This window comes from Rahnella sp. 1L-D-7-B-C2 (genome assembly GCF_057290995.1).
In genome coordinates, this window is the sequence record NZ_JBXAVQ010000006.1 from 19,451 (window position 1) to 44,525 (window position 25,075).

The 25,075-nt window shown below is 54.4% G+C and carries 22 protein-coding genes and 3 tRNA genes; 15 read left to right on the plus strand and 10 right to left on the minus strand.

Going from position 1 to position 25,075, the window contains the following annotated elements:
- Position 1: 1 nt before the first annotated feature.
- Both groL and AC0Z7K_RS11875 read left to right on the plus strand, forming a co-directional pair.
- Entirely contained in the window at positions 2–1,648 is a 1,647-nt protein-coding gene (gene groL, locus AC0Z7K_RS11870) for a chaperonin GroEL (protein ID WP_104923553.1), read from the plus strand.
- A gap of 300 nt (positions 1,649–1,948) precedes the next feature.
- Positions 1,949–2,293 (plus strand): DUF4156 domain-containing protein, encoded by a 345-nt coding sequence (locus AC0Z7K_RS11875; protein ID WP_112167975.1) that lies wholly within the window; start codon positions 1,949–1,951, stop codon positions 2,291–2,293.
- Between the two features lie 81 nt (positions 2,294–2,374).
- Here AC0Z7K_RS11875 and epmB read toward each other — a convergent pair whose 3' ends face one another.
- On the minus strand, positions 2,375–3,403 hold the full coding sequence (epmB, locus tag AC0Z7K_RS11880) for an EF-P beta-lysylation protein EpmB (RefSeq protein ID WP_485614578.1): 1,029 nt from the start codon (positions 3,401–3,403) through the stop codon (positions 2,375–2,377).
- Positions 3,404–3,440: 37 nt separating this feature from the next.
- Between epmB and efp the strand changes: the two genes are divergently transcribed.
- The 3 genes from efp to AC0Z7K_RS11895 all read left to right on the plus strand — a co-directional run bounded on the left by efp (position 3,441) and on the right by AC0Z7K_RS11895 (position 4,500).
- The gene (gene efp, locus AC0Z7K_RS11885; RefSeq protein WP_112167960.1) at positions 3,441–4,007 is read left to right on the plus strand and encodes an elongation factor P; all 567 of its coding nucleotides are present in this window, start codon (positions 3,441–3,443) and stop codon (positions 4,005–4,007) included.
- A 95-nt stretch (positions 4,008–4,102) separates the two neighbouring features.
- Entirely contained in the window at positions 4,103–4,231 is a 129-nt protein-coding gene (locus tag AC0Z7K_RS11890; RefSeq protein ID WP_485614580.1) for an entericidin A/B family lipoprotein, read from the plus strand.
- Between the two features lie 134 nt (positions 4,232–4,365).
- Complete coding sequence (locus tag AC0Z7K_RS11895) at positions 4,366–4,500, plus strand: entericidin A/B family lipoprotein (RefSeq protein WP_014333643.1); 135 nt, start codon at positions 4,366–4,368, stop codon at positions 4,498–4,500.
- A gap of 89 nt (positions 4,501–4,589) precedes the next feature.
- Here the strand turns inward: AC0Z7K_RS11895 and AC0Z7K_RS11900 are convergent, their stop codons facing one another.
- From AC0Z7K_RS11900 to frdA, 5 genes are all read right to left on the minus strand, one after another.
- On the minus strand, positions 4,590–5,114 hold the full coding sequence (locus AC0Z7K_RS11900) for a lipocalin family protein (protein WP_413530230.1): 525 nt from the start codon (positions 5,112–5,114) through the stop codon (positions 4,590–4,592).
- 120 nt (positions 5,115–5,234) lie between these two features.
- Positions 5,235–5,594 (minus strand): fumarate reductase subunit FrdD, encoded by a 360-nt coding sequence (frdD, locus tag AC0Z7K_RS11905; protein WP_485614582.1) that lies wholly within the window; start codon positions 5,592–5,594, stop codon positions 5,235–5,237.
- A 9-nt stretch (positions 5,595–5,603) separates the two neighbouring features.
- Positions 5,604–6,020: a fumarate reductase subunit FrdC gene (frdC, locus tag AC0Z7K_RS11910; protein ID WP_485614583.1), complete on the minus strand. Its 417-nt coding sequence runs from the start codon at positions 6,018–6,020 to the stop codon at positions 5,604–5,606.
- Between the two features lie 11 nt (positions 6,021–6,031).
- Positions 6,032–6,766, minus strand: a complete 735-nt coding sequence (locus AC0Z7K_RS11915) for a succinate dehydrogenase/fumarate reductase iron-sulfur subunit (protein ID WP_485614584.1) — start codon at positions 6,764–6,766, stop codon at positions 6,032–6,034.
- Complete coding sequence (frdA, locus tag AC0Z7K_RS11920) at positions 6,759–8,558, minus strand: fumarate reductase (quinol) flavoprotein subunit (protein ID WP_485614585.1); 1,800 nt, start codon at positions 8,556–8,558, stop codon at positions 6,759–6,761. The genes AC0Z7K_RS11915 and frdA overlap by 8 nt, the downstream gene beginning before the upstream one ends.
- Positions 8,559–8,839: 281 nt before the next feature.
- Between frdA and epmA the strand changes: the two genes are divergently transcribed.
- From epmA to AC0Z7K_RS11935, 3 genes are all read left to right on the plus strand, one after another.
- Entirely contained in the window at positions 8,840–9,817 is a 978-nt protein-coding gene (epmA, locus tag AC0Z7K_RS11925) for an elongation factor P--(R)-beta-lysine ligase (RefSeq protein ID WP_485614586.1), read from the plus strand.
- 284 nt (positions 9,818–10,101) lie between these two features.
- Complete coding sequence (locus tag AC0Z7K_RS11930; protein ID WP_413530236.1) at positions 10,102–11,466, plus strand: nucleobase:cation symporter-2 family protein; 1,365 nt, start codon at positions 10,102–10,104, stop codon at positions 11,464–11,466.
- 93 nt (positions 11,467–11,559) lie between these two features.
- Positions 11,560–12,918, plus strand: coding sequence for an 8-oxoguanine deaminase (locus AC0Z7K_RS11935; protein ID WP_485614588.1), 1,359 nt, complete (start codon positions 11,560–11,562; stop codon positions 12,916–12,918).
- 38 nt (positions 12,919–12,956) lie between these two features.
- On the opposite strand, the gene mscM is transcribed toward AC0Z7K_RS11935, so the two are convergent.
- The 3 genes from mscM to rsgA all read right to left on the minus strand — a co-directional run bounded on the left by mscM (position 12,957) and on the right by rsgA (position 18,517).
- Positions 12,957–16,325 (minus strand): miniconductance mechanosensitive channel MscM, encoded by a 3,369-nt coding sequence (gene mscM, locus AC0Z7K_RS11940; protein WP_413530238.1) that lies wholly within the window; start codon positions 16,323–16,325, stop codon positions 12,957–12,959.
- Between the two features lie 48 nt (positions 16,326–16,373).
- Positions 16,374–17,276, minus strand: a complete 903-nt coding sequence (gene asd, locus AC0Z7K_RS11945; protein ID WP_413530239.1) for an archaetidylserine decarboxylase — start codon at positions 17,274–17,276, stop codon at positions 16,374–16,376.
- 203 nt (positions 17,277–17,479) lie between these two features.
- Positions 17,480–18,517, minus strand: a complete 1,038-nt coding sequence (rsgA, locus tag AC0Z7K_RS11950) for a small ribosomal subunit biogenesis GTPase RsgA (RefSeq protein WP_413530240.1) — start codon at positions 18,515–18,517, stop codon at positions 17,480–17,482.
- A gap of 89 nt (positions 18,518–18,606) precedes the next feature.
- On the opposite strand from rsgA, the gene orn reads away from it, so the two are divergent.
- From orn to AC0Z7K_RS11970, 4 genes are all read left to right on the plus strand, one after another.
- Positions 18,607–19,152, plus strand: a complete 546-nt coding sequence (orn, locus tag AC0Z7K_RS11955; protein ID WP_485614591.1) for an oligoribonuclease — start codon at positions 18,607–18,609, stop codon at positions 19,150–19,152.
- 297 nt (positions 19,153–19,449) lie between these two features.
- Positions 19,450–19,525: transfer RNA gene (locus AC0Z7K_RS11960), tRNA-Gly, on the plus strand.
- A gap of 73 nt (positions 19,526–19,598) precedes the next feature.
- Positions 19,599–19,674: transfer RNA gene (locus tag AC0Z7K_RS11965), tRNA-Gly, on the plus strand.
- Positions 19,675–19,723: 49 nt separating this feature from the next.
- Positions 19,724–19,799 (plus strand) — tRNA-Gly (locus tag AC0Z7K_RS11970).
- Between the two features lie 313 nt (positions 19,800–20,112).
- On the opposite strand, the gene queG is transcribed toward AC0Z7K_RS11970, so the two are convergent.
- Positions 20,113–21,270 (minus strand): tRNA epoxyqueuosine(34) reductase QueG, encoded by a 1,158-nt coding sequence (gene queG, locus AC0Z7K_RS11975; protein ID WP_413530242.1) that lies wholly within the window; start codon positions 21,268–21,270, stop codon positions 20,113–20,115.
- Here queG and nnr point away from each other — a divergent pair.
- The 3 genes from nnr to amiB are packed head-to-tail and all read left to right on the plus strand — an operon-like array spanning position 21,269 to position 25,050.
- Positions 21,269–22,783, plus strand: a complete 1,515-nt coding sequence (nnr, locus tag AC0Z7K_RS11980) for a bifunctional ADP-dependent NAD(P)H-hydrate dehydratase/NAD(P)H-hydrate epimerase (RefSeq protein WP_485614593.1) — start codon at positions 21,269–21,271, stop codon at positions 22,781–22,783. The genes queG and nnr overlap by 2 nt on opposite strands.
- Positions 22,784–22,793: 10 nt before the next feature.
- Positions 22,794–23,261, plus strand: a complete 468-nt coding sequence (gene tsaE / locus AC0Z7K_RS11985) for a tRNA (adenosine(37)-N6)-threonylcarbamoyltransferase complex ATPase subunit type 1 TsaE (RefSeq protein WP_485614595.1) — start codon at positions 22,794–22,796, stop codon at positions 23,259–23,261.
- A 7-nt stretch (positions 23,262–23,268) separates the two neighbouring features.
- On the plus strand, positions 23,269–25,050 hold the full coding sequence (amiB, locus tag AC0Z7K_RS11990; RefSeq protein WP_485614597.1) for an N-acetylmuramoyl-L-alanine amidase AmiB: 1,782 nt from the start codon (positions 23,269–23,271) through the stop codon (positions 25,048–25,050).
- The last annotated feature ends 25 nt before the right edge of the window (positions 25,051–25,075 follow it).

Genomic DNA, 25,075 nt, shown 5'->3' on the forward strand with positions numbered 1-25,075 from the left:
AATGGCAGCTAAAGAAGTTAAATTCGGTAATGACGCCCGTGTGAAAATGCTGCGTGGCGTAAACATCCTTGCTGATGCAGTAAAAGTGACCCTGGGCCCTAAAGGCCGCAACGTGGTTTTGGACAAATCTTTCGGCGCTCCAACTATCACTAAAGACGGTGTGTCCGTTGCACGTGAAATCGAACTGGAAGATAAGTTCGAAAACATGGGCGCACAGATGGTGAAAGAAGTTGCGTCCAAAGCGAACGATGCAGCGGGTGACGGTACTACTACCGCAACCGTTCTGGCACAAGCGATCATCACCGAGGGTCTGAAAGCCGTTGCCGCTGGCATGAACCCAATGGATCTGAAACGCGGAATCGACAAAGCTGTGATCCACGCGGTTGAAGAACTGAAAAAACTGTCTGTCCCTTGCTCTGACTCTAAAGCAATTGCACAGGTAGGTACCATCTCTGCTAACTCCGATGAAACCGTCGGTAAACTGATCGCAGAAGCGATGGAAAAAGTCGGCAAAGAAGGCGTCATCACTGTTGAAGAAGGCACCGGCCTGCAAGACGAACTGGACGTTGTAGAAGGTATGCAGTTCGACCGCGGTTACCTGTCTCCGTACTTCATCAACAAACCAGAAACCGGTTCAATCGAACTGGAAAGCCCGTTCATTCTGCTGGCTGACAAAAAGATTTCTAACATCCGCGAAATGCTGCCAGTACTGGAAGCCGTTGCGAAAGCTGGCAAACCACTGCTGATCATTGCTGAAGACGTTGAAGGCGAAGCCCTGGCGACTCTGGTTGTGAACACCATGCGTGGCATCGTGAAAGTGGCTGCGGTTAAAGCACCTGGTTTCGGCGACCGTCGTAAAGCGATGTTGCAGGATATCGCTACCCTGACTGGCGGTACTGTTATCTCTGAAGAGATCGGTCTGGAACTGGAAAAAGCCACTCTGGAAGACATGGGCCAGGCTAAGCGTGTTGTTATCAATAAAGACACCACCATCATCATCGACGGTGTTGGCGAAGAAGCGACTATTCAGGGCCGTGTTTCTCAGATCCGTCAGCAGATCGAAGAAGCGACCTCTGATTACGATCGCGAAAAACTGCAAGAGCGTGTGGCTAAACTGGCAGGCGGCGTAGCTGTTCTGAAAGTTGGTGCAGCAACTGAAGTTGAAATGAAAGAGAAGAAAGCCCGCGTCGAAGATGCGCTGCACGCAACCCGTGCTGCCGTGGAAGAAGGCGTGGTCGCCGGTGGTGGTGTTGCGCTGATCCGCGTTGCTCATACTCTGGCTGGCCTGAAAGGCGACAACGAAGACCAGAACGTTGGTATCCGTGTTGCTCTGCGCGCGATGGAATCTCCACTGCGTCAGATCGTGGTTAACGCCGGTGAAGAAGCCTCCGTTATCGCGAACAAAGTCAAAGCGGGCGAAGGCAGCTTCGGCTACAACGCTTATACCGAAGAATACGGCGACATGATCGCAATGGGTATCCTGGATCCAACGAAGGTGACCCGTTCTGCTCTGCAATACGCTTCTTCTGTTGCTGGCCTGATGATCACTACTGAGTGCATGATCACCGACCTGCCAAAAGATGATAAAGGCGATATGGGCGGTGCTGGCGGTATGGGTGGAATGGGCGGTATGGGCGGCATGATGTAATCATCATCCCCCTGTGTTCATCCGCAGGTACGTGAAATCAGCAGGCATTTTGTTTACTGATGAGCGTGCTGAAAAAACCCGGTCTGAAAAGGCCGGGTTTTTTTATTTGACCATTTTTTATCGCATTCAGTAAGATAAGTCTCAATGTCTTCCACCTTTAACGTGTAGACTCATTTCTGCGTGAGTTTCGGATTTTTACCGATAGCGCGGAACCTTGGGTATACGTGGCAACGGATGCCTAAGAGAGCCAGGTGTTTTCTGATAGGCTTTATGTGATTACAAAAACAAATGGGGAAAGTGATGCGGATTAAAATGTTACTGGGCCTGTCAGCTATCGCGCTGCTTGCCGGGTGCAGTACCACTCATCAACTGGATGCAGCGGGCCAGCAGGTGAAATTCACCGACGACAAGCCAGCCGCTGAATGTCAGCTGCTCGGCCAGGTCACCGGTGCCCAAAGCAACTGGTTCTCCGGCACCGGCGGCGACGGCAGCTCCATGCGTGGTGCTGCCAACGACCTGCGTAACAAAGCGGCAGCGATGGGCGGCAACACCATTTATGGTGCCAACAGCCCGTCTCAAAACTTCCTGTCCAGCTTTGCACCGGTTGACAGCAAAATGGTCGGCCAGGTTTATAAGTGCCCATAATCGGGCCCCGCGCGGTTTAACCGTGTAGAAATGATAAAGGGATGCCGATGGCATCCCTTTTTGCATCTGCGCTCTGCACCTTTACGACTGCTTCAGCCGTAAATCCAGAATCGTTTTACTCGGTTCGCCGCCAATTTCGCGGGTCAGTTTCGGCACCATATAGCCCGACACTTTGCTCATCAGCGCTTTCATAATGACGCGCGCTTCATCGTCGCTCACCATGAAATGTGCCGCGCCCTGCACTTTATCCAGCACGTGAATGTAGTAGGGCAGAATTCCGGCGTCGAACAGCGCATTGCTGAGCGTTGCCAGCACATCGGCGGAGTCATTCACATCGCGCAGTAATACGCTTTGATTGAGCAACGTCACACCGTGTTTTTTCAGCTTTGCCATACTGTCGCGTAGTGCGTCATCAATCTCATTGGCGTGATTGATGTGCGTCACCATCAGCACCTGCAAACGCGACTGCTCAAGGCGTTGGCAGAGAACATCCGTGATGCGGGCAGGGATCACTACCGGTAAACGGGTATGGATGCGCAGACGCTTAATATGCGCGATACCTTCCAGTTCACCGATGAGCCAGTCGAGCTCGTGATCTTTGGCCATCAGCGGATCGCCGCCGGAGAAAATAATTTCATCGAGTTCGGGGCTTGTACGGATATAATCCAGCGCCTGAACCCAGTTGGCCTTATTTCCCTGGTTGTCCTGATACGGAAAATGACGACGGAAACAGTAGCGGCAGTTCACCGCACAGCCGCCTTTCACCAGTAACAGGGCACGATTGTTATATTTGTGCAACAGACCCGGAACGACGCTGCGTTGTTCATCAAGCGGGTCAGTGGTAAAACCCGGCGAGGCAATGAATTCTTCGCGCGCGGTTAATACCTGAAGCAATAAAGGATCCTGCGGATCGCCCGGCTGCATACGTGCCACAAAGGCGCGGGGCACGCGAAGCGGGAACAAACGACGGGCCTCACGCCCACTTTGCAATTCTGCATTGTCGTTAAGTGCCAGAAGAGTAAGCAGTTCATCGGGGTCAGTGATAACATCGCCGAGTTGATACAACCAATCTTCTCTAAATGGCGTTTTTAGGGTTACAATGTTTGCCATTTTTTGGCTAATACCAGTTTAAAATTAGAGGGCCATCATGGCGACTTATTCTAGCAACGATTTCCGTCCGGGTCTTAAAATCATGTTCGAAAGCGAGCCTTACGCGATCGAAGACAGTGTGTTCGTAAAACCGGGCAAAGGTCAGGCATTCGCACGTGTGAAAATGCGTCGTCTGCTGACCGGCACACGTGTAGAAAAAACCTTCAAATCTACTGACTCCTGCGAAGGCGCGGACGTTGTAGATACCAATATGACTTACCTGTACAACGATGGCGAGTTCTACCATTTCATGCACCCTGAGACTTTCGAGCAGCACGGCGTTGAAGCAAAAACCGTGTCCGAAGCGTCCAAATGGCTGCAAGACAATGCGGAATGTATCGTGACACTGTGGGACGGTCGTCCTATCGCTGTACAGCCACCGAACTTCATTGAAGCAGAAGTGGTAGAAACCGATCCAGGCCTGAAAGGTGATACTGCGGGTACCGGCGGCAAGCCAGCGACTCTGAGCACCGGCGCTGTGGTTAAAGTTCCATTATTCGTACAGATCGGCGAAATCGTCCGTTGTGACACCCGTTCTGGCGAATACGTTTCCCGCGTTAAATAAGTTTTCGTCACTTATTGCGCTGGATGAAAGCTGCCTCAGGTGAAAGCCTGTCGCAGCTTTACGGCCTCAACCTGTTGAATGGGATTTTGTTTTTCATGTTGAAAAAGATCATGCTTATGGTGGTTTCAGTGATGGTGCTGACTTCGTTATCCGGCTGCAATACGGTTCACGGTTTTGGTGAAGACATCCAGCATCTGGGTGGGGCGATTTCACGCGCGGGCTGATCCCTTCAGCCTTATTGTCCCTGCTTTTCCCGTTTCCAATTTTCCTAAAAACCTTCCTGATTTCCTACATTCCTGAAAAGTTAACTACACTTAATGTGTTGTACTTTACATTCTCCTATAGGAAGGAAATTCATATGCTGAAGAAAAGTATCCTCGCCATCTTATCTGTTCTTGTTTTGTCTTCTGCGTTAACCGCCTGTAATACCACACGCGGCGTCGGTGAAGACGTTTCTGCCGGTGGCCAGGCCATTCAGAAAAGCGCCCAATAATCTGGCGTGAACGTTATGAATGACAAGAAGTAAATTGAAGTCTGCCTGCACATTGATGCAGGCAGTGTTGTTTCTGGAGGGTGGAAAACTTAAGGCTGTTTAACCCAGATGAGTTTGCTGGTATCGAAACCATACTGCTGCGCGGTTTGCAGCAACTTCTGTTTCACACCGTCGTCCAGCGTAGGCGTACGTGAAAGGATCCACAGATAGCTTTTATCCGGGCCACACACCAGCGCATAGCGATAGTCTTTATCCAGCTCGATGACGTTATAGCCGCCATAGAACGGGCCGAAGAAGGAGACTTTGAGCGCCGCTCGCGCCGTTGAACCGGTGAAGTAACCCTTACCTTCACTTTCCTGCCATTTGTTTTTCTTCGGATTAAATCCGCGATTAATCACTTTTACGCCACCATCGTCGCGCAGGCTGTAATTTGCCGTTACGCGCTCAAGCCCGCTTTCAAAGCTGTGATCGAGTCTGGCGACTTCATACCAGGTGCCGAGATAACGGTTGAGTTCGAAATTATTGACGACTTTGACGTCTTTCGGCGGTGTCACGCTGCAAGCGACGGATAACAGCGCCGTGACGATGACACCGAGTTTTGACCAGATACGCATAGTTATGCCTTCCTTAGGTAATCACCTAAGTGTAGGTAACAATGGGGAAAAAAGAAAAGAGAGAGGGGGAAAATATCAGCGACCCGAAAGCAGGCCGCTGAAAGGGAAGATCGCACGAGATCAGAGGCGGATCAATACGATAATCGTAATGATGCTTAAGATCGTCGCCAGACCGTAGAACACCCATTTACCGGCCGGGATGTGGATCTTCAGGTCGTGCATGGCGTGATGGATCCGGTGCAAACCGCACCACAGCGGCAGGACGATCATCAGCAGCAGGAACAGACGGCCGATCCAGCTTTGCGCAAAAGCCAGCACGCGTGGATAACTCAGTGCATCACTGGGGAAGAATCCCAGCGGGAGCAGAAAGCACACCAGCAAAATCATTACCGGCGCGAAAATTGCGCTCCACATACCACCGGCACCAAACAGCCCCCAGAACACCGGTTCATCTGAACGTTTAGGCAGAGTATTTTTCATTTCGCATCCTCAAAGAAACAGTGCGATAGCAAGGATCACCAGCGTCACAACCACGGTCACGCCCCAAAAGCCGGCAATAATCGGCTCCGGTCCCATCTTCCTGTCTTTCACAATGATGATGGAGGCTTTCGGCGCCAGCTCGAACCAGGTTTTGGTGTGCAACAAGGCGGCAAGCAGGGCAATCAGATTGATTAGCATCACGATCGGATTTTGCAGGAAATGCACAAAACCCTCCCAGCTTTCCGGCCCGTGCCGCAGTGAGAACAGGCCCGACAGTAATAACAGGCTGAACCAGACAGCGGGCACCGACGTCCCTTCGCGCAGCATATAGAAACGGTAGAAAGGTAAGCGCTGCCACCAGCTTGCCTTCATTTCACGCACGTAGGGCTTGCGTTTGCTGACTGTGCGCTGATTTTGAGTGGTCATATTTTCCTCCCTCATTGCGGTCTCAGCCTCGCGATCATGAAGTCTTTTGAACTTTCGACTTTGCCCTGCTGGATAGCAGCGGCCGGGTCGACGTGCTTAGGGCAGACTTCTGAGCAATAGCCGACGAACGTACAGCTCCAGACACCGTTCTGACCGTTAAGCTGCGGCATACGCTGCGCTTTACCGTGGTCACGGTTGTCGAGATTGTAACGATGCGCCAGCGTGATGGCGGCAGGGCCGATGAATTCCGGATTCAGTCCGAACTGCGGACAGGCGGCGTAGCACAGGCCGCAGTTGATACAGCCGGAGAACTGATGGTATTTCTCCATCTGTGCCGGCGTCTGATTGCCCGGCCCCTGATCGACGGTACGCTGGTTACCAATGATGTAAGGCTTAATGGCTTCCAGGCTTTCGATAAAGTGTGTCATATCGACCACCAGGTCACGTTCTACCGGGAAGTTACCGAGCGCTTCGATCTGCATGCCTTGCGGATACTCACGCAGGAACGTTTTGCAGGCCAGCTTCGGCACGCGGTTGATCATCATGCCGCAGGATCCACAAATCGCCATACGGCACGACCAGCGGTAAGAAAGATCTGGCGCCAGATGATCCTTGATATAACCCAGGGCATCGAGAACGGAGGTTGTCTCATCAAACGGGACGTCATATACCACCGGGTGCGGCGCACTGTCCGTCTCCGGGTTATAACGCATGATTTCAACCTTCAGGCTGTGCATTTTAGCCACGGGATTGCTCCTTATCTTTTTTATCCTGAGTTTCACCTGCACTACCGTAAACGCGTTTAGCCGGCGGCAGCGTGGTGATTTTCACGTCGCCGTATTCCAGTCGCGGCGCGGAATCAGGCTGATAAAATGCCAGCGTGTGCTTAAGGAAATTGACGTCATCGCGTTCAGTGCAGCCTTCATCCAGACGCTGATGGGCACCGCGTGATTCACGACGGTTGAGCGCGGAATGCGCCATGCATTCAGCCACTTCCAGACCGTGACCTAGTTCGATGGTGTAAAGCAGATCGGTGTTGAACACGCTGGAGGTATCGTTGATTTTCACGTGTTTAAAGCGCTCTTTCAGCTCTGCCAGCTTGTCGATAGTTTTCTGCATCAGCTCGGTGGTGCGGTAAATCCCGCAACCTTCTTCCATCGCCAGGCCCATTTCATCGCGGATCGCCGCCCAGCTTTCATTGCCTTCCTGCTGCATCAGCGCCGACAGACGGTTTTCAATATCCTGCACCTGAGCGTCCAGCGCGGCAGTATTGCCAAAATCTGTCGCCTGTGCCGCGCGCAGTGCGGCCTGTTCACCGGCCATGCGTCCGAAGACCACCAGCTCAGCCAGCGAGTTGGAACCCAGGCGGTTAGCACCGTGCAAGCCGACTGACGAACATTCGCCAACGGCAAACAGCCCTTTGATGCGGGTTTCGCACTGCGCATCAGTTTCGATACCGCCCATCGTGTAGTGCGCGGTAGGACGTACCGGGATCGGATCGGTGATCGGATCCACGCCGACGTAGGCTTTCGCCAGTTCGCAGATAAACGGCAGACGTTCGCGTAGTTTTTTCTCGCCGAGATGGCGCAGATCCAGATAAACCACGTCGCCGCGTGGGGTTTCGACGGTGCGTCCGGCGCGCCATTCATGCCAGAACGCCTGCGACACTTTGTCGCGCGGGCCGAGTTCCATGTATTTATTTTTCGGTTCACCGAGCGGCGTTTCCGGACCCATGCCGTAGTCTTGCAGATAACGGTAGCCGTCTTTGTTCACCAGAATGCCGCCTTCACCACGACAACCCTCGGTCATCAGGATGCCGGAACCCGGCAGGCCGGTCGGATGATATTGCACGAATTCCATATCACGTAGCGGAACGCCGTGACGGAACGCCATGCCCATCCCGTCGCCAGTCACGATGCCACCATTGGTGTTATAGCGGTAAACACGGCCGGCACCACCGGTCGCCATCACGACGGCGTTGGCGCGGATCTGCACGCGGGTGCCTTCCATCATATTGATGGCGACCACGCCGCGAACCTGACCGTCATCGACCAGAATATCGAGGACGAAATGCTCGTCGAAGCGTTTGATTTGTGGGTATTTCAGAGAGGTCTGGAACAGCGTGTGCAGCATATGGAAGCCAGTTTTATCGGCGGCAAACCAGGTGCGTTCGATCTTCATCCCGCCAAAGCGGCGGACGTTGACCGAACCGTCCTCTTTGCGGCTCCACGGGCAGCCCCAGATTTCCAGCTGAGCCATTTCAGTCGGACACTGATGAACGAAATGATCCACCACGTCTTGTTCACACAGCCAGTCGCCTCCGGAAACGGTATCCTGGAAGTGAAAATCAAAGCTGTCGTGATCCTGCGTTACGGCGGCAGAACCGCCTTCGGCTGCCACAGTATGGCTGCGCATTGGGTACACTTTCGAAATCAATGCGATGTTCAGGTCAGGATTGGCTTCCGCTGCGGCTATTGCTGCGCGTAAACCCGCCCCACCTGCACCTATAATTGCTATATCGGCGTTAAAGGTTTGCACTGCATTCCTCCACTATCATCATGAAATCGGGTTTGATACACCCGCGAAACGCCTTCGGAATCGAAGGTTTAGTGAACCCTGATGACATACAGGCGCTGTCCCAGAGGGTAATATTCTTATTGTTTGTAAGGGAATTATTATACCTAAGTGGTAGAAGTGGTAATTTGATGTGAACGCGCATTTCGGCTTTCTCTGCGTCAGGGTTCGCAAAATGAGATATTTGTTTGCCCGCAGTGATGCAGGTAGACTGCATGACTTTTCTGAATTCGGAGTAAATCACCATGAGCGAAACAGCCAGCTGGCAACCCAGCGCTTCAGTCGCCAATCTGCTAAAACGCGCGGCCATTCTTACGGAAATCCGACGCTTCTTTAGCGATCGCGGCGTGCTGGAAGTTGAAACGCCAGCCATGAGCCAGGCCACGGTGACCGATATTCATCTGGTGCCCTTCGAAACCCGTTTTGTCGGGCCGGGCGCCGCCGATGGTATGACGCTGTATCTGATGACCAGCCCGGAATACCACATGAAACGCCTGCTGGCAGCGGGCAGCGGCCCTATCTATCAGATGGGGCGCAGTTTCCGAAATGAAGAAGCCGGTATCCATCACAATCCTGAATTCACCATGCTCGAATGGTACCGTCCGCGTTATGACATGTACCGCCTGATGAATGAAGTGGATGATTTACTGCAACAGGTTCTTGATTGTGCCAGCGGCGAAAAGCTCTCATATCAGCAGGCGTTTACTCGTCATCTGAATATCGATCCGCTCTCTGCTGATAAGGTCGAACTGCGCGAAGCGGCGGCGAAGCTGGATCTGTCCAATATTGCCGATACCGAAGAAGACCGTGACACGCTGTTACAGCTGCTGTTCACTATGGGCGTTGAGCCGCATATTGGCCGCGATAAACCGGCATTCGTTTACCACTTCCCTGCGTCGCAGGCCTCTCTGGCGGAGATCAGCACCGAAGACCATCGTGTGGCTGAGCGTTTCGAGGTGTATTACAAAGGTATCGAACTGGCGAATGGTTTCCGCGAGCTGACAGACAGCCGCGAGCAGCGTCAACGTTTCGAGCAGGACAACCGTAAACGTGCGGCACGCGGTCTGCAGCAACATCCGATCGACAATAATCTGCTGGCGGCGCTGGAACACGGAATGCCGGAATGTTCCGGTGTGGCGCTGGGCGTTGATCGCCTGATTATGATTGCGCTGAACGCAAACAGTCTGAGCGACGTACTGGCCTTCCCGGTCACGCGCGCCTGACATTCACAACGCTTTCCCTTTAGCCCCGATCGCCGGTCGGGGCTTTTTCTGACTTTCCCTTTCTTTCTCTCTTTCTGCCCTTTTATTGTGCAAAAACACTAAAAAGGCGCACGCCATGAAACAAAAGTACCCAAATGACGCATCGCTGATTTTAAAGTTTCAGTGATCGCGATTTTCAGCAATCCGCTCAAATCAGGCACTGCGCGGTGTTTAAGGCAAATTATTTCGCCGCTGGCCTGCTTTATGCATAACAGGGTTATCACTCATTCTCCCGGAAACCCGTTATGTCAGAATCCAACGAAAAAGAACTGCTTTATGGACTGGAAGAGCGTATTGCGCCGGTACCGGCTTTCTTCACAGCGGTGCAGCACGTGCTGGCCAGCGTGGTCGGGATTATTACGCCGCCGCTTATCATCGGTTCTGTCCTCGGGCTTAACGCCTATCTGCCGTATCTCATCAGCATGTCACTCCTGGCTTCCGGCATCGGGACATTTATTCAGGCGCGCCGGTTTATGTCGGTGGGCGCGGGAATGATTTGCCTGCAGGGCACCAGCTTTGCATTTCTGGGCGTCATCCTCTCCGGAGGGATGTTGGTGAAAAGCCGTGGCGGTTCGCCCGAAGACATTATGGCGATGATTTTCGGCGTGAACTTTGTCGCCGCGTTTATCCCGCTGCTGGTCAGCCGCTTTATCGGGCAGATGCGCCGGGTATTCACGCCGCTGGTGAGTGGAACGGTGATTGCGCTGATCGGTATCAGCCTGATTAAAGTCAGCATCACCGACTGGGCGGGCGGACACGGCGCGGTGAATTTCGGTGCGCCGGCTAATCTCGGGCTGGGCGCGCTGACGCTGCTGGTGATCGTTGCCTGCAACCGGATCAATGTGCGCTGGGTGCGTCTGGCCTCCATAGTATTGGGGATTATTGTTGGTTGCATCGCCGCTGCATTGAGCGGCCATCTGCCGCTAAAACCCGTGCAGGGCGACTGGTTTGCGCTGCCGCAGTTGTTCCGCTTCGGCTTCAAATTTGACTGGATTATCTTTGTACCTATCGCGCTGGTTTCGTTCATCAGCATTCTGGAAGCCGTCGGTGATCTGACCGCGAACTGCATGCTTTCGCAGCAACCGATTGAAGGGGAGAGTTTCCGCAAACGGCTGAAGGGCGGAATTCTGGCCGACGGCATCAGCTGCATGGTTGCGGCTATGTTCTCCTCCTTCCCGAACACCACCTTCGCGCAGAACAACGGTGTGATTCAGATGACCGGCGTCGCCAGCCGTTTTGTCGGCATGTATATCGGCGGCGTGCTGGTGGTACTCGGGCTGTTCCCGTTTATCGGCGGCATATTGCAGCAAATTCCCGCGCCGGTGCTGGGCGGGGCGACGCTGGTGATGTTCGGCAGCGTGGTAGCAGCAGGTATCCGTATCATGACGCAGTCGCCGGTAGGTCGCCGCGAAATGCTGATCATCGCCATCTCCTTCGGTATCGGGCTGGGCATCGAAGCGGTGCCGGAAGCACTGGGGCAGTTCCCGCAAATCGTCGGGAATATCTTCGGACATGCTGTGACCAGCGGCGGTGTGGTCGCCATTTTGCTGAACCTGCTGATGCCCGCCGAGCGCGTCAGCGTAGTGGCAGAGGAGATTAAGGTTCACTGATTTTTCGCACATGCGCCCCTGGATCAGCAGACAGGGCATAACTGAGCTGACTCACTTTTTGAATTCTATTCCGACCAAAAAAGGATGTCAGTTATGTCAACACAACGTATGTGGATCCAGAATCCGCTGGCTGTTTTTACCGCAAATGAGCTGGATGCCCGCGGTGGCATCGTCATAGAAGGCGCCAAGATCGCCGAGGTGCTGGCCGTCGGCCAAAGCCCTTCACGACCGGTTGAACAAATTTTTGATGCCACAGACTGTGTGCTGATGCCCGGCCTCATTAACACCCATCATCATTTCTATCAGACGCTGACCCGGGCCTGGGCGCCCGTGGTCAATGTCCCCTTGTTCCCGTGGCTGAAAAAGTTGTATCCGGTCTGGGCGCGTTTGCAGCCGGAAGCGCTCGGGCTGGCCAGCCGCGTGGCGATGGCCGAACTGCTGCTTTCAGGTTGTACCACCACCACGGATCACCATTATCTGTTCCCGCAGGGGATGGAGGAGGCGATCGATGTACAGGTCGAAGTGGTACGGGAATTGGGCATGCGCGCTTTACTGACACGCGGTTCAATGAGCCTTGGCGAGGAGCAGGGCGGTCTGCCGCCGAAACAGACGGTGCAGTCCGGTGAAACTATCCTGCGCGACAGCCAGCGGCTGATTGATCGCTATCATCAGCGCGGCGAAGGCGCGTGGATGCAGATAGCTCTGGCACCTTGTTCACCGTTCTCCGTTGCCACTGAAATTATGCGTGAAAGCGCGATGCTGGCGCAGCGGGAAGATGTCCGGTTGCATACGCATTTAGCCGAAACGCTGGATGAAGAGGCGTTCTGCCTGAAAATGTTTGGCCTGCGCACGGTGGATTATCTCGACAGCGTCGGCTGGCTGAATGACCGCACATGGCTGGCGCACGGCATTCATTTCAACGCCGATGAAATTCAGCGCCTGGGCGCAGCGGGCACCGGCATTTGCCATTGTCCGGTATCGAATATGCGGCTGGCGTCCGGCATGTGTCCGACGCGCGATCTGGAAGCGGCGGGCGCACCCATTGGCTTAGGCGTGGACGGTTCCGCCTCCAACGATGCGTCGAATCTGATGTACGAAGCGCGGCAGGCACTGTATTTACAGCGGTTGCGCTACGGTGCGGAATATGTGACGCCGGAACGGGTTTTAGGCTGGGCAACGCGCGGATCTGCAAAGCTGATTGGACGTGACGATATCGGGCAAATTGCGGTGGGTAAACAGGCCGATCTGGCGCTTTTCCGGCTGGATGAACTGCGCTTTAGCGGCAGCCATGATCCGATTTCTGCGCTGCTGTTGTGCGGGGCGGAACGGGCGGACAGGGTGATGGTCGGCGGAAAGTGGCGGGTGATTGACGGACAGATTGTGGATATGGATATCAAATCGTTGATTTCTCAGCACCGTAAAGCGGCGGCGGCGCTCATCGCCGATCTGTAATGCTCAGGGGGCAGAGCAATCTGCCCCCTGGATCCCTCTTATAAATCGCCCGGCGAACGTGAGCTGTTACCGCTGCGACCACCGCCACTGCTGCTGGTAAAGGTCGCGTTATTGCCATTCTGGGCACGATGCAACGTTTCCATCCGCACCTGGAACGGCGGGAACGGCAGGGTGATGCCGTGCTCGCGGAATCCGGCCAGAATCAGCTGATGGATTTCGTGGCGCAGTGGCATACGGTGCGCCATTTCAGCGGCGTGCATACGCAGTTCGAAAATCTGAATACCCTGCTGCAAATCCACCAGATAAGCTTCCGGCGCTGGCGTGTCTAGCACCAGCGAACAGCGGTGAGCGGCGTTGAGCAGTATTTCGGTCACTTCTTCGCTGTTGGCTTCCGACGGTGCAGGCACCGTCAGCACCACACGGGTCACGGAATCGGACAGGGACCAGTTGATGAACTGCTCGGTGATAAAGGCCTTATTCGGCACAATGATCTCTTTGCGATCCCAGTCGGCGATCGTGGTCGCACGGGTGTTGATCTTGGTGATGCTGCCGGTCAGATTGCGGATCGTCACGGTATCGCCGATGCGGATCGGTTTCTCAAACAAAATGATCAGGCCGGAAATAAAGTTGGCGAAGATCTCCTGCAAACCAAATCCGAGCCCGACACCCAGCGCGGCGACCAGCCATTGCAGCTTCGCCCATTCGATCCCAATTAGTGAGAAGCCCACCAGGCCGCCAATCAGCAACAGCACGTATTTGGTGATGGTCAGCACCGCGTAACCGGTGCCCGGCGTCAGATCCAGATGTTGCAGCAGCGCCAGCTCCAGCAGGGCCGGTAAATTGCGCACCAGCTGGGTGGTGATTATCAGTACCAGAATGGCGATCAGCACCGATCCCAGCGTGATCGGCTGCATACTTTCGACGCCCTGAACGGTGGAGGCCACCTGCCAGAGATGAATATTCTCCAGGAATGAGAATGCCGAATGGATCTCAGACCACAGGAAGATCACCGAAATCAGCGCGATCAGCGTCAGCAGCGATCGCACCAGCCGCAGTGATTGCGCGGAGATCGCATCCAGATCGACCACCGGTTCTTCGATTTCTACCGTGCCTTCGTTGCTGGTATTGGCATGATGTCCTTCGTCTTCGCCGCGTGCGCGCTGGTTGAGCATTTCAGCACGACGCTGTTTGGCGCGCTCGAACGCGATACGGCGTCGCTGGATAAGCATCCAGCGGCGGATAATGTGGTAAATCACCAGCAGCACAAACCAGATGGCAACCGACGTCTCCAGACGTGCAAGCAGGGCCTGCGACGTGGCAAGGAAGCCCATCAGCGAAGCCAGCGCCGCGACAATCGGTGCGCCGAGCAGCATCCACCACAGCGCGTTATTGAGCATGTTCTCGCTGTTACCTTTCTTATCGAGGTACAGCGGAATGCCCGCACGTTTCAGGCTGTGGGTGACCAGCGCCACCACCAGACACAAAATCACAAAGCACAGGCGGCCGAGGGTATTGGAGAATTCACGGTCGTTCAGGTTATCGAAGGTAATCAGCGCCATAATCAGCGGCACAATCACCCAGATGGAGAGCGCGTAATAGCGCAACGCGCGGGACACGGCGCGCTGCGGCCAGCCGAAGTGAGTGACAAACAACCCTTGCGGATGCGCCAGCGCGGCGCTGACCATAAACGCCCACAGAATAGGCAACGTTGCAGTCACACCGTCGCCAATCGCCACGGCAATCGGATACGGCCACGCGCTTTGCAGGCCGAAGCCCAGTGCGGCCCACAGTACCGGCAGCGGCATCGCCACCAGAATCGACCAGAACACGGTGCGCATCGTCAGGGAGAAATGATCCTGCGTGACTTTGCCGACTTTGCTGCTGGAGCGCGCCAGAAAAGCGTAATAGTGCTTGCGGGAACTGATGCTGATAATCACCAGAATCAGTGCGCCAAACAGCGGCAGCAGCGTTTCTTTACTGGTGATCATCATCATTCCCGCGCCGCCCAGCTGGCTCAGGGAATCAAGAGATACCAGGCGTTTCAGGTCATGGGCCAGCATCATCGGATAAGAAAGGCTTACCGGGCTGACGTCGGCGACCCAGAACAGATAACGGTGCGCGGCTTCATGAACGTCATTCAGCGCTTCCACCAGCTGGCTGTTGGCCACTTTCAGTTTGGTGAGTTCAAGAATTTGCGTGTCACAGCCGGAGAGCAGCGAATTGAGCAAATCACGCTGTGTGCGCAACTGTGCGTCGAGAATTTTTTGCTGCGCGGCGGTCAGCGGTTTGCCATCGTCCTGACGCCCCTGACGATAAACCGCCTGCTTATCGAGTAAATCCTCATAATGCAAACGCTGAACACGCAGCTGCCCCATATCGCGGTCGAGTTGTTGCGGTTTCGGCATATCCGGCAGGCGTGAAACCTGCGCCCGCAGCGTTTCGCCCAGCAGATTGGACGCCCCGAGCCACTGTGCCTGTTCACGAATGGTATTGATTGCCTGACGGACCTGCTGCGTTTGCGCGGCTGCCTGACGTTGCTGAGAGGAGATCAGATCCATCCGCTGCGCCTGCTGATTCAGCGCCAGTGAAAGTTCGCGGTTGGACTGCAATTGCTGGCTGATGGAGTGGGGCAGTTCGCCACTCTGTTCTGCCAGTAACTCGGTTTTTTCCAGCGCCTGTTCGGCTTCGCGCTGGCGCTGATTGTTCAGCGTATTGCGCAAGGCCTGTAGTTGCTGATCCAGATAATCCGCGCGTTTCTTGTAAAGATCGGCGCGCATGCGCGACAGTTCCTGCCGGTTATTCGACGAGAGCTGAGCCAGTTCAAGCTCATCCACCTTCGCTTTACGCGCGGCGGATTCGGCCTGCAGGGCGCTGAGCTGCGCCTGCGCCAGAATAGAAGACGAAGCTGCTGCCGTGGCCGCCTGAATGCGCTGATCGATATCGCCAAGCGCATTGCGGGCTTCGGATTGCTGCTGCGGGATCTGACTGAGGGAATCACTGATATCGCGAGAACGGTCCTGTTCCTGACGCAGCTGGCGGGTTTCCTCCAGCTGTTGACTGCTGATTTGCAAAATCTGCTGATCGAGTTCGGCGCTGGATAAATCGGTACTGACAGCAGGCGGCTTTTCCGGCTGATTTTGCAGTTCCTGACGCAGGGACTGCGTCAGTTTCGGGAAGTCATCAATGACCTTTTGATATTCCGCCGTGCGCCCGGCAGAGACTTTGGCCTCGTTCAGCCAGTTGAGGGCACTTTGCAGCGCCTCAACCACCTGTGCCTGATTGGCCATTTCTTTATTGGCTTCCGCCTGTTTCAGCTCCTGTTTAAGCTGATCTTCAGTCGGAGCTGCGCCTGCCATGAGCGGCAAAGACAGCAGTAAACTCATCAGCAAGGCGGGGATCAGGCGCACTCGTCACTTCCTTTTTTCAATTCTTTTTGACTGTCAGTTCAGACGAAATCAGACGTCTTCAGGTGCTTGCGGTACAACTTGCGGCGCACGCAGGGCTTCGGCAAAAGGTTCGCCCATACGGGTGACCATGCCGTTGCTCAACTGCGGCATAAAGCGAACCTGACCTGCAGCAAACAGATTAATCACCGTCGAACCGAGCTTGAAACGACCCATCTCCTGGCCTTTTTCCAGCGCGATAGCGCCTTCTTCACCGGCTGCAGGATAGGTCCAGCGTTTAATGATGCCTTCACGCGGTGGCGTAACGCAGCCAGCCCACACGGTTTCGATGCTGCCGACAATCGTCGCGCCGACCAGAATCTGCACCATCGGGCCAAATTCAGTATCAAACACGCTGATGACGCGTTCATTACGGGCGAACAGGTTCGGCACGTTGGCAGCGGTCAGCGGGTTTACCGAGAACAAATCGCCCGGCACATAAATCATTTCACGCAGTACGCCGTCGCACGGCATATGCACGCGGTGATAGTCGCGTGGTGCCAGATAAATAGTGGCGAACTGGCCGTCTTTGAACTGCTCCGCCAGCTGATAGTTCCCTGCCAGCAGCGCTTCGAGGCTGTAGAAATGACCTTTTGCCTGGAACAGTTTGCCGTCGGTAATAGCCCCTAACTGGCTGACTGCGCCATCGGCGGGCAGGCAAAGCATGTCCAGACCGCTGACGACAGGACGTGCGCCATCGCGCAGCGGGCGAACGAAGAATTCATTGAATGTGGCGTAAGACTTGATATCCGGGTTTTGTGCTTCTTTCATATCCACGCTGTAAAAGCGTGCAAAGGCTTTGATCACCCAATGCGTCAGCGTGGCGGCACGTTTATCCGCGCCCCAGCCTGCCAGACGGGTCAGACCTTGTTTAGGAAGTAAGTATTGAAGTTTGATTTTGATACTGTCCAGCACGGGGAAAACCTCTTGGATGGTATGAATGACCGGCATGACCGGCCATTTCTGCAGGAGACCGTCAATCATCTGGACGGTCACACATCGTGTTATGGCGGAGGAGCGTTTTTAACTGGCGCTGATTGTAACGGTGAGAAATCAACGGTTCAACGCCCGTTAACTTTCCCCGTTTATCATTAACCTGTTAGCTCAATGAGTTAACATCAAAGTGCGTCGAAGTTTTTACGCGTTTTTACGTCTTCCATACTTTCGAGAATACGATGGTAGTTGTCGAAACGCTCTTCGGCGATGTCGCCACGGTCTACCGCATCACGGATAGCACAACCCGGATCGCTGCCATGTTTGCAGTCGCGGAATTTGCAGTACCCGAGGAAAGGACGGAATTCGACAAAGCCTTGAGTAATTTGTTCGGGTGCGAGATGCCACAGACCAAATTCACGGACGCCAGGTGAGTCGATGACATCGCCGCCGCGCTGGAAGTGGTAAAGACGCGCTGCCGTGGTGGTGTGCTGGCCCAAACCCGAGTTGTCAGAGACTTCATTGACCACGATCTGTTTTTCTTCGGGCGGCAACAATGCGTTCAACAGGCTGGATTTGCCCACGCCTGACTGTCCGGCGAAAATACTGATGCGATCCGTCAATGCAGTTTCAAACGCGGGCATGCCTTCGCCGGTCTGGCTGGAGACTTCCAGCACGCGATAATTGATGCGGCGGTAGATAGACATCATACCGTCGACGAATTTGCGGCCTTCGTCGTCGAGCAGGTCAATCTTGTTGAGCACAATCAGTGGCTCAACTTCAACGGTTTCGCAGGCCACCAGATAGCGGTCGATAATGTTCAGCGACAGCTCTGGCAAGATTGCGGAGACAATGACGATCTGGTCAATGTTGGCGGCGATAGGTTTCACGCCGTCATAGAAATCAGGGCGCGTCAGGACGGAGGTGCGTTCGTGTACCGCTTCTACGATACCTTTTACGCTGGCGTTCTCGCCGGCGCGCCATACAACGCGGTCACCGGTGACCAGAGAACGGATGGTACGGCGGATATTGCAACGGTGCTGGCTGCCGTCGGCCGCTTCAACGTCCGCATGCATTCCGAAACGGCTGATGACGATGCCGTCCTGCGGTTCGCCATGCAGAGAATCGTCCAGCTCTTTCCGTTTGTCGGTCTGTGTCAGACGACGCTGGTGGTTGGTCTGAACGCGACGTTGTTGCCCTTTAGACAGTTTTGACTTAGTCACTGCGCCTCACTTGACTGGCTTTAATCGCTCGGTGCGACCAAAACGTCTATGATACCAGCTATATCTCTTTCTTTGTAATAGGACACATCATGGCTGCAAATGACTCGAATTTAATTTGGATCGACCTGGAAATGACGGGGCTGGATCCTGAACGTGACCGCATCATTGAGATCGCCACGCTGGTAACCGACGCGCACCTGAATATTCTGGCCGAAGGCCCGGTCATGGCGGTACATCAGTCTGACGCACAGCTGGCGCTGATGGATGACTGGAATGTGCGGACCCATACCGGCAGCGGGCTGGTTGAGCGCGTAAAAGCCAGCCCGTTCGACGATAATGCGGCGCAGCAAAAAACCATCGAGTTCCTGCGTGAGTGGGTGCCTGAAGGCAAATCGCCAATCTGTGGTAACAGCGTCGGGCAGGATCGCCGCTTCCTGTTTAAGTACATGCCGGAGCTGGAAACCTATTTCCACTATCGTTATCTGGACGTCAGTACCCTGAAAGAGCTGGCGCGTCGCTGGAAACCAGAAGTACTCAGCGGCTTTAAGAAACAGAATACCCATCAGGCGCTGGACGATATCCGTGAATCCGTGGCTGAACTGGCGTATTACCGCGAGCATTTCATCCAGTTGTAATATCTTCAAGCCGCAGATGCGTTGGCTGCACTCTCTCACCCCGACCTCAACTCATCGGGATTCGTGAGTTTGCCGCCTTCCTGCAACCCGAACGATTTTGGATATTTATTTTAAAAATCCTTATGAAGCGTTCAGGATACAAAATCACCGTGTTTCGCCGCTTAAATCATCGCTTTGATGGTTTAATCGGCACTTGAACGAAAATATCATTTTTTTGCTTTCAGGGGGTTGCGGCTAAAAGGATTTCTCGTATAATGCGCACCCCGTACCGATGAAGAATTTCGTTGAGTGCGCAGAGCGGGAATAGCTCAGTTGGTAGAGCACGACCTTGCCAAGGTCGGGGTCGCGAGTTCGAGTCTCGTTTCCCGCTCCAAATTTTAAATGTTTTAGATTCAACGTGTTATCTGTATTATTTGATACGTAAAACAAAAGCAGTGCCATGCGACGCGGGAATAGCTCAGTTGGTAGAGCACGACCTTGCCAAGGTCGGGGTCGCGAGTTCGAGTCTCGTTTCCCGCTCCAAAAATTTCAAATGCTGTAAGTTTACAGCAGATGCACCAAGCATCTCTAAGCGGGAATAGCTCAGTTGGTAGAGCACGACCTTGCCAAGGTCGGGGTCGCGAGTTCGAGTCTCGTTTCCCGCTCCAATTTTCTTCTTCAATACAAAACCATTTCTTATCGCCAAACTCATGCGTAATTCGTGCATGATTGATCCGATACTTACACGATTTGTAGTAATGTTTTAAACAGACTTATCCACAGGTTTAGTTGTTTTTTTAAACTGTCTGTTTTTTACACTCCCCGTATTGCCAATTCATAATTACTTGTTTTAAAACACAATATATTTATATCGAAACGTTATGGTGATCACTTGCTTCTTTTTTTGCACTTGATTGGCAAAGCATTTTTATTTTTATGCACAGAAAATCTGGCATTGCGAATTAATTGCTATGGGAATGGTTATGCATCTCGTGGTAAGCCTTTTTCCACTGCGCGGATCAGCCGTTTCTGCTGCGAAGTTTGCACTTCAACACGATGTTCACTTCTTCTTTCTACCTGTTGCCGGATTGCCCATTCGATATGTTCATCCAGTAGCGCATTTTCACCTGTCCGTGATTGCAACGCCGTCAGCACCTCTTCCGAGTAGGGCGCATTGCCCAATGCTACCGAAATATTGCGCAGCCAGCGTAAATGGCCGATGCGGCGGATAGGGGAACCTTCGGTAATGCGCAGAAACTTCTCTTCAGTCCAGCCAAACAAAGCAATCAGCTCCGGGGCATGCAGCGCGGCGCGTGGGCTGAAATCCTCTTCGTCCGTCAGTTGTGAATAACGGTTCCACGGGCAAATCAGCTGACAGTCGTCGCAGCCGTAAATCCGGTTCCCCATCATCGGGCGGAATTCTTCCGGGATCGGACCCTCCAGCTCAATGGTCAGATAGGAAATGCAGCGGCGGGCATCGACAGTGTAGGGGGCGACAATCGCCCCGGTCGGGCAGGTGGTAATACAGGCGACGCACTTCCCACACTTTTCTTCCTGTGGCGCATCGACCGGCAACGGTAAATCAATCAGCAGTTCGCCAAGAAAGAACCAGGAGCCAGATTCACGGTTAAGAATAAGTGAATGCTTACCAACCCAGCCGAGTCCGGCTTTGGCCGCCAGAGGACGTTCCATAATAGGGGCGGAATCGACAAACGGACGGAACGTCACCGCATGGTCAGATTGTTGTTCGGTGCAGTAAGCCTGAATCATGTCGCCGAGCTTTTTTAGCCGCTGGCGAAGCACTTTGTGATAGTCGCGCCCCAGCGCATAACGGCTGACGTACCCGAGTTGCGGGTTGTTCAGTGTTTTGGCAAAGGCGGCTTTGGCGGGCAAATAGTTCATTCGCACGCTGATCACCCGCAGCGTACCGGGCAGCAACTCATGAGGACGCGCACGCAACATGCCGTGGCGCGCCATCCATTCCATCTCGCCATGATATTGTTTATCAAGCCAGTCCTGCAGTTTAGGTTCTTCTGCAGATAAGTCTGTATCGCAGATGCCAACCTGCTGGAAGCCTAGCGATTGGCCCCATTGCTTGATATGTTGAGCCAGTTGAACGAGATCGAGAGGGAGTGTCATGACGAACCAACGTGAAAAACGAAACGAGGCGAGTTTACCACATTCCGTATTTTCTGCTGAATGGCTGCGTAAGGTTGAAGGTCAGGCCGCGCAGGAAACGGGGATTTCTCTGTTCACGCTGATGCAGCGCGCGGCTGCGGCGGCTTTTTCACTGACGCAGCGCACCTATCCTGATGCCCGCCACTGGTTAATTTTGTGCGGCCACGGTAACAATGGCGGGGATGGCTATGAACTGGCGCGACTGGCAAAAAACGCCGGTCTTCGCGTGACTCTGCTGGCTGTCGTAAACGACAAAGCTCTTCCTGAAGAAGCGCAACAGGCGCGTCAGGGCTGGCTGGCGTGCGGCGGTATGGTCGGCCCTTCTGATGCGCAATGGCCGGAAGATGCTGACGTGATTATCGACGGACTGCTGGGTACCGGGTTATCGTCCGCCCCGCGCGCGCCGTACAATACTCTGATCGACGCCATTAACGCTGCTTCCGCGCCGGTCATTTCTCTGGATATTCCCTCCGGCCTGAACGCCCAAACCGGGCAGGCTGCCGGCAGGGCAGTTCGCGCCAATCACACCATCAGCTTTATCGCACTCAAACCGGGTTTACTGACCGGGCAGGCGCGCGATTACGTCGGCAGCCTGCATTACGATGCGTTGAGGCTGGAAAGCTGGCTCAGAGGCCATTCGCCGTTGTTGCAACGTCTGGATGCCACGCAAATTGGCCAGTGGTTGCATCCGCGTCGGCCTTGTTCCAACAAAGGCGAGCATGGGCGGTTAGTGGTGATCGGCGGCGATATCGGCTTTGCAGGGGCTATCCGTATGGCGTCGGAAGCCGCATTGCGCACCGGTGCAGGATTAGTGCGAGTACTCACTCACAAAGAACACGCCGGGCCGTTACTCACCGCCAGACCCGAGTTGATGGTGCAGGAACTGACGGCAGAATCTCTCCACGAGGCACTGGAATGGGCTGATGTGATTGTCATCGGCCCCGGCTTAGGCCAGAAAACCTGGGGCAAACAGGCGCTGGAACGGGTGGCGAAATGTGATAAACCGGCTTTATGGGACGCGGATGCGCTGAACCTGCTGGCAATCGCACCTGAGAAACGGCAAAATCGCGTACTGACGCCGCACCCCGGCGAGGCAGCCCGTTTACTCGGCTGTACCGTGAAGGACATTGAGAGTGACCGCTTACTTTCTGTCAGGAAACTCGCTGAGCAGTATGGCGGCGTGGTGGTACTCAAAGGCGCAGGCACGTTAATCGCCAGCGACCTGGGCGAGCTGGCTGTAGCGGACGTTGGAAATGCCGGTATGGCATCAGGCGGCATGGGTGACGTGCTTTCTGGTATTATTGGCGGCTTGCTCGCTCAAAAACTGAATATGTATGATGCGGCCTGCGCGGGAACAGTAATTCACGGCGCCGCCGCAGACGAAATCGCCCGGCGGCAGGGAACGCGCGGTATGCTGGCGACCGATCTTTTAGCGGTGATTGCTCCGTTAGTTAATCCAGACCTGAAGAAATAGATATCACTGAATGAATCAACTTACTCTCTCATTACCCGACGAAGCGGCAACGCTGCAACTAGGTGCTTCACTGGCGAAAGCCTGCGAAGGCTCAACGGTTATCCATCTGTATGGCGATCTGGGAGCCGGTAAAACAACCTTTAGCCGGGGATTTCTTCAGGCATTAGGGCACCAGGGCAATGTGAAAAGCCCGACGTACACGCTGGTAGAGCCTTATCAGCTGGAAAGCATTGCGGTATATCATTTTGATTTATACCGTCTGGCTGACCCGGAAGAGCTTGAATTTATGGGCATCCGCGATTATTTCGCACAGGACGCTATTTGTCTGGTCGAGTGGCCACAAAAAGGCGAGGGCGTTTTGCCTGAACCGGACATCGAGCTGACGCTGGATTATCAGCCTCAGGGACGAACGGCGACGCTTGTCGCGGTTTCTGAATCTGGCATGAATTTGCTGCATCGTGTTCAACAGCAAGGATGATTACGCGATGAATTCACGTATCACTTCTCTTTTTTCATCAGCGGCGATGTTCTTATCGACGCTGATGCTCTGTGCCGTGCTGGCACCTGCTTCCGCCTTTGCGGCTGGCATGAAAAATATCAATGTGTCCAACGGTGCATCGCAATCGACCGTTACTATTACCTTCGACGGTTCGCCAGATTATTCTTTTTTCCCGCTGCATAACCCTGAACGTGTGGTGATGGACATTCGTCAGGACGGCGTGATGAAAGGCCTGCCGCTGACCTTCAACGGGCAGAATCTTGTGACGCGCGTGCGGGCGAGTACGCCGCCGAATGCGCAAAGCCAGCGTCTGGTATTTGAACTTAATCAGAAGGTCAGGACCAACGCGACCAAACAGAAAGATGGCAGCCAGTACACCGTGGTGCTGACCATGAATGCTGCCGCCGCACCGCGCAATACTGCGCCAGTTTCAACGGTGACGAATACGCCATCGCCGAATGTCAACAGAACGCCGGCTGCATCGACGAAATCCAATCCGTTTACCAATGACAAGACCACCGTTGCCTCGACGGCCGTTGCGCCAGACAACTCGCGTTCTTCCACTATTACAACCAGCGACAGCAAAATCATCGTTGCCATTGATGCCGGACACGGCGGGCAGGATCCGGGTGCTATCGGCGCGGGTGGCCTCAAAGAGAAAAACGTCACTATCGCGATTGCCCGTAAATTGCAGACGATCCTCAATGCGGATCCGATGTTCCAGCCGGTACTCACCCGCGATGGCGATTACTTTATTTCGGTGATGGGGCGTTCCGACGTCGCACGTAAGAAAAACGCCAATGTGCTGGTGTCGATTCACGCCGATGCCGCGCCAAGCCGCAGCGCACGCGGCGCCTCGGTATGGGTATTGTCGAACCGTCGTGCGAACAGTGAAATGGGTAACTGGCTGGAGCAACACGAGAAACAGTCCGAATTGCTCGGCGGCGCAGGGGATGTGCTGGCCAATACCGCATCTGACCCTTATCTGAGTCAGGCGGTTTTAGACTTACAATTCGGCCATTCACAGCGTGTGGGATATGACGTGGCGACCCGCGTATTGCGCGAACTGCGCACCGTAGGCTCATTGCACAAAGCCAAACCCGAGCACGCCAGTCTGGGCGTATTGCGCTCACCAGATATTCCTTCCCTGCTGGTGGAAACCGGCTTTATCAGTAACGGAACCGAGGAGCGGCTGCTTGGCAGCAGTGCGTACCAGGATAAAATTGCGCGAGCCATTCATATTGGCCTGCGTAATTATTTCCAGTCGCATCCGATACAAAACGGCCCAAAGGTCGAAAACCGTCCGCTGCTGGCCTCATCAGCAGCAGCGGCGGGAGACAATAGCCCGGCAGGCAACACTGCTGTAAATCAACCTGGCCCGATTGAAGTGACCGCCGGTGCTGCAGGCGCCACGCAAATCCATAAAGTGACGCGTGGCGAAACGCTGACGGGGATTGCCAACAGCTATGGTACGACCAACGCGGCGTTGCGCGATCTCAATAAACTGAAAAAAGACGGCGTTTGGGTCGGGCAGAGATTGAAAGTGCCAGCGGGCACCCGCACATCAGCTGCAACGGGGGCGTCGGCTTCAACGGCAAAAGTCGCGAAAGTGGCAAAAAAACCGTCAAAGCATAAGGTTCAGCGCGGCGATACGCTGTCAGCGATTGCCAGCAAATATGGCGTCAGCATGACGGACATTAAAACTGCCAACCACATGAAGTCCGGTGAGGTGCAGCTCGGCCAAACCCTGACTATTCCACAGTCGTAAAGGCGGTCTGACTGACCGTCTTTCA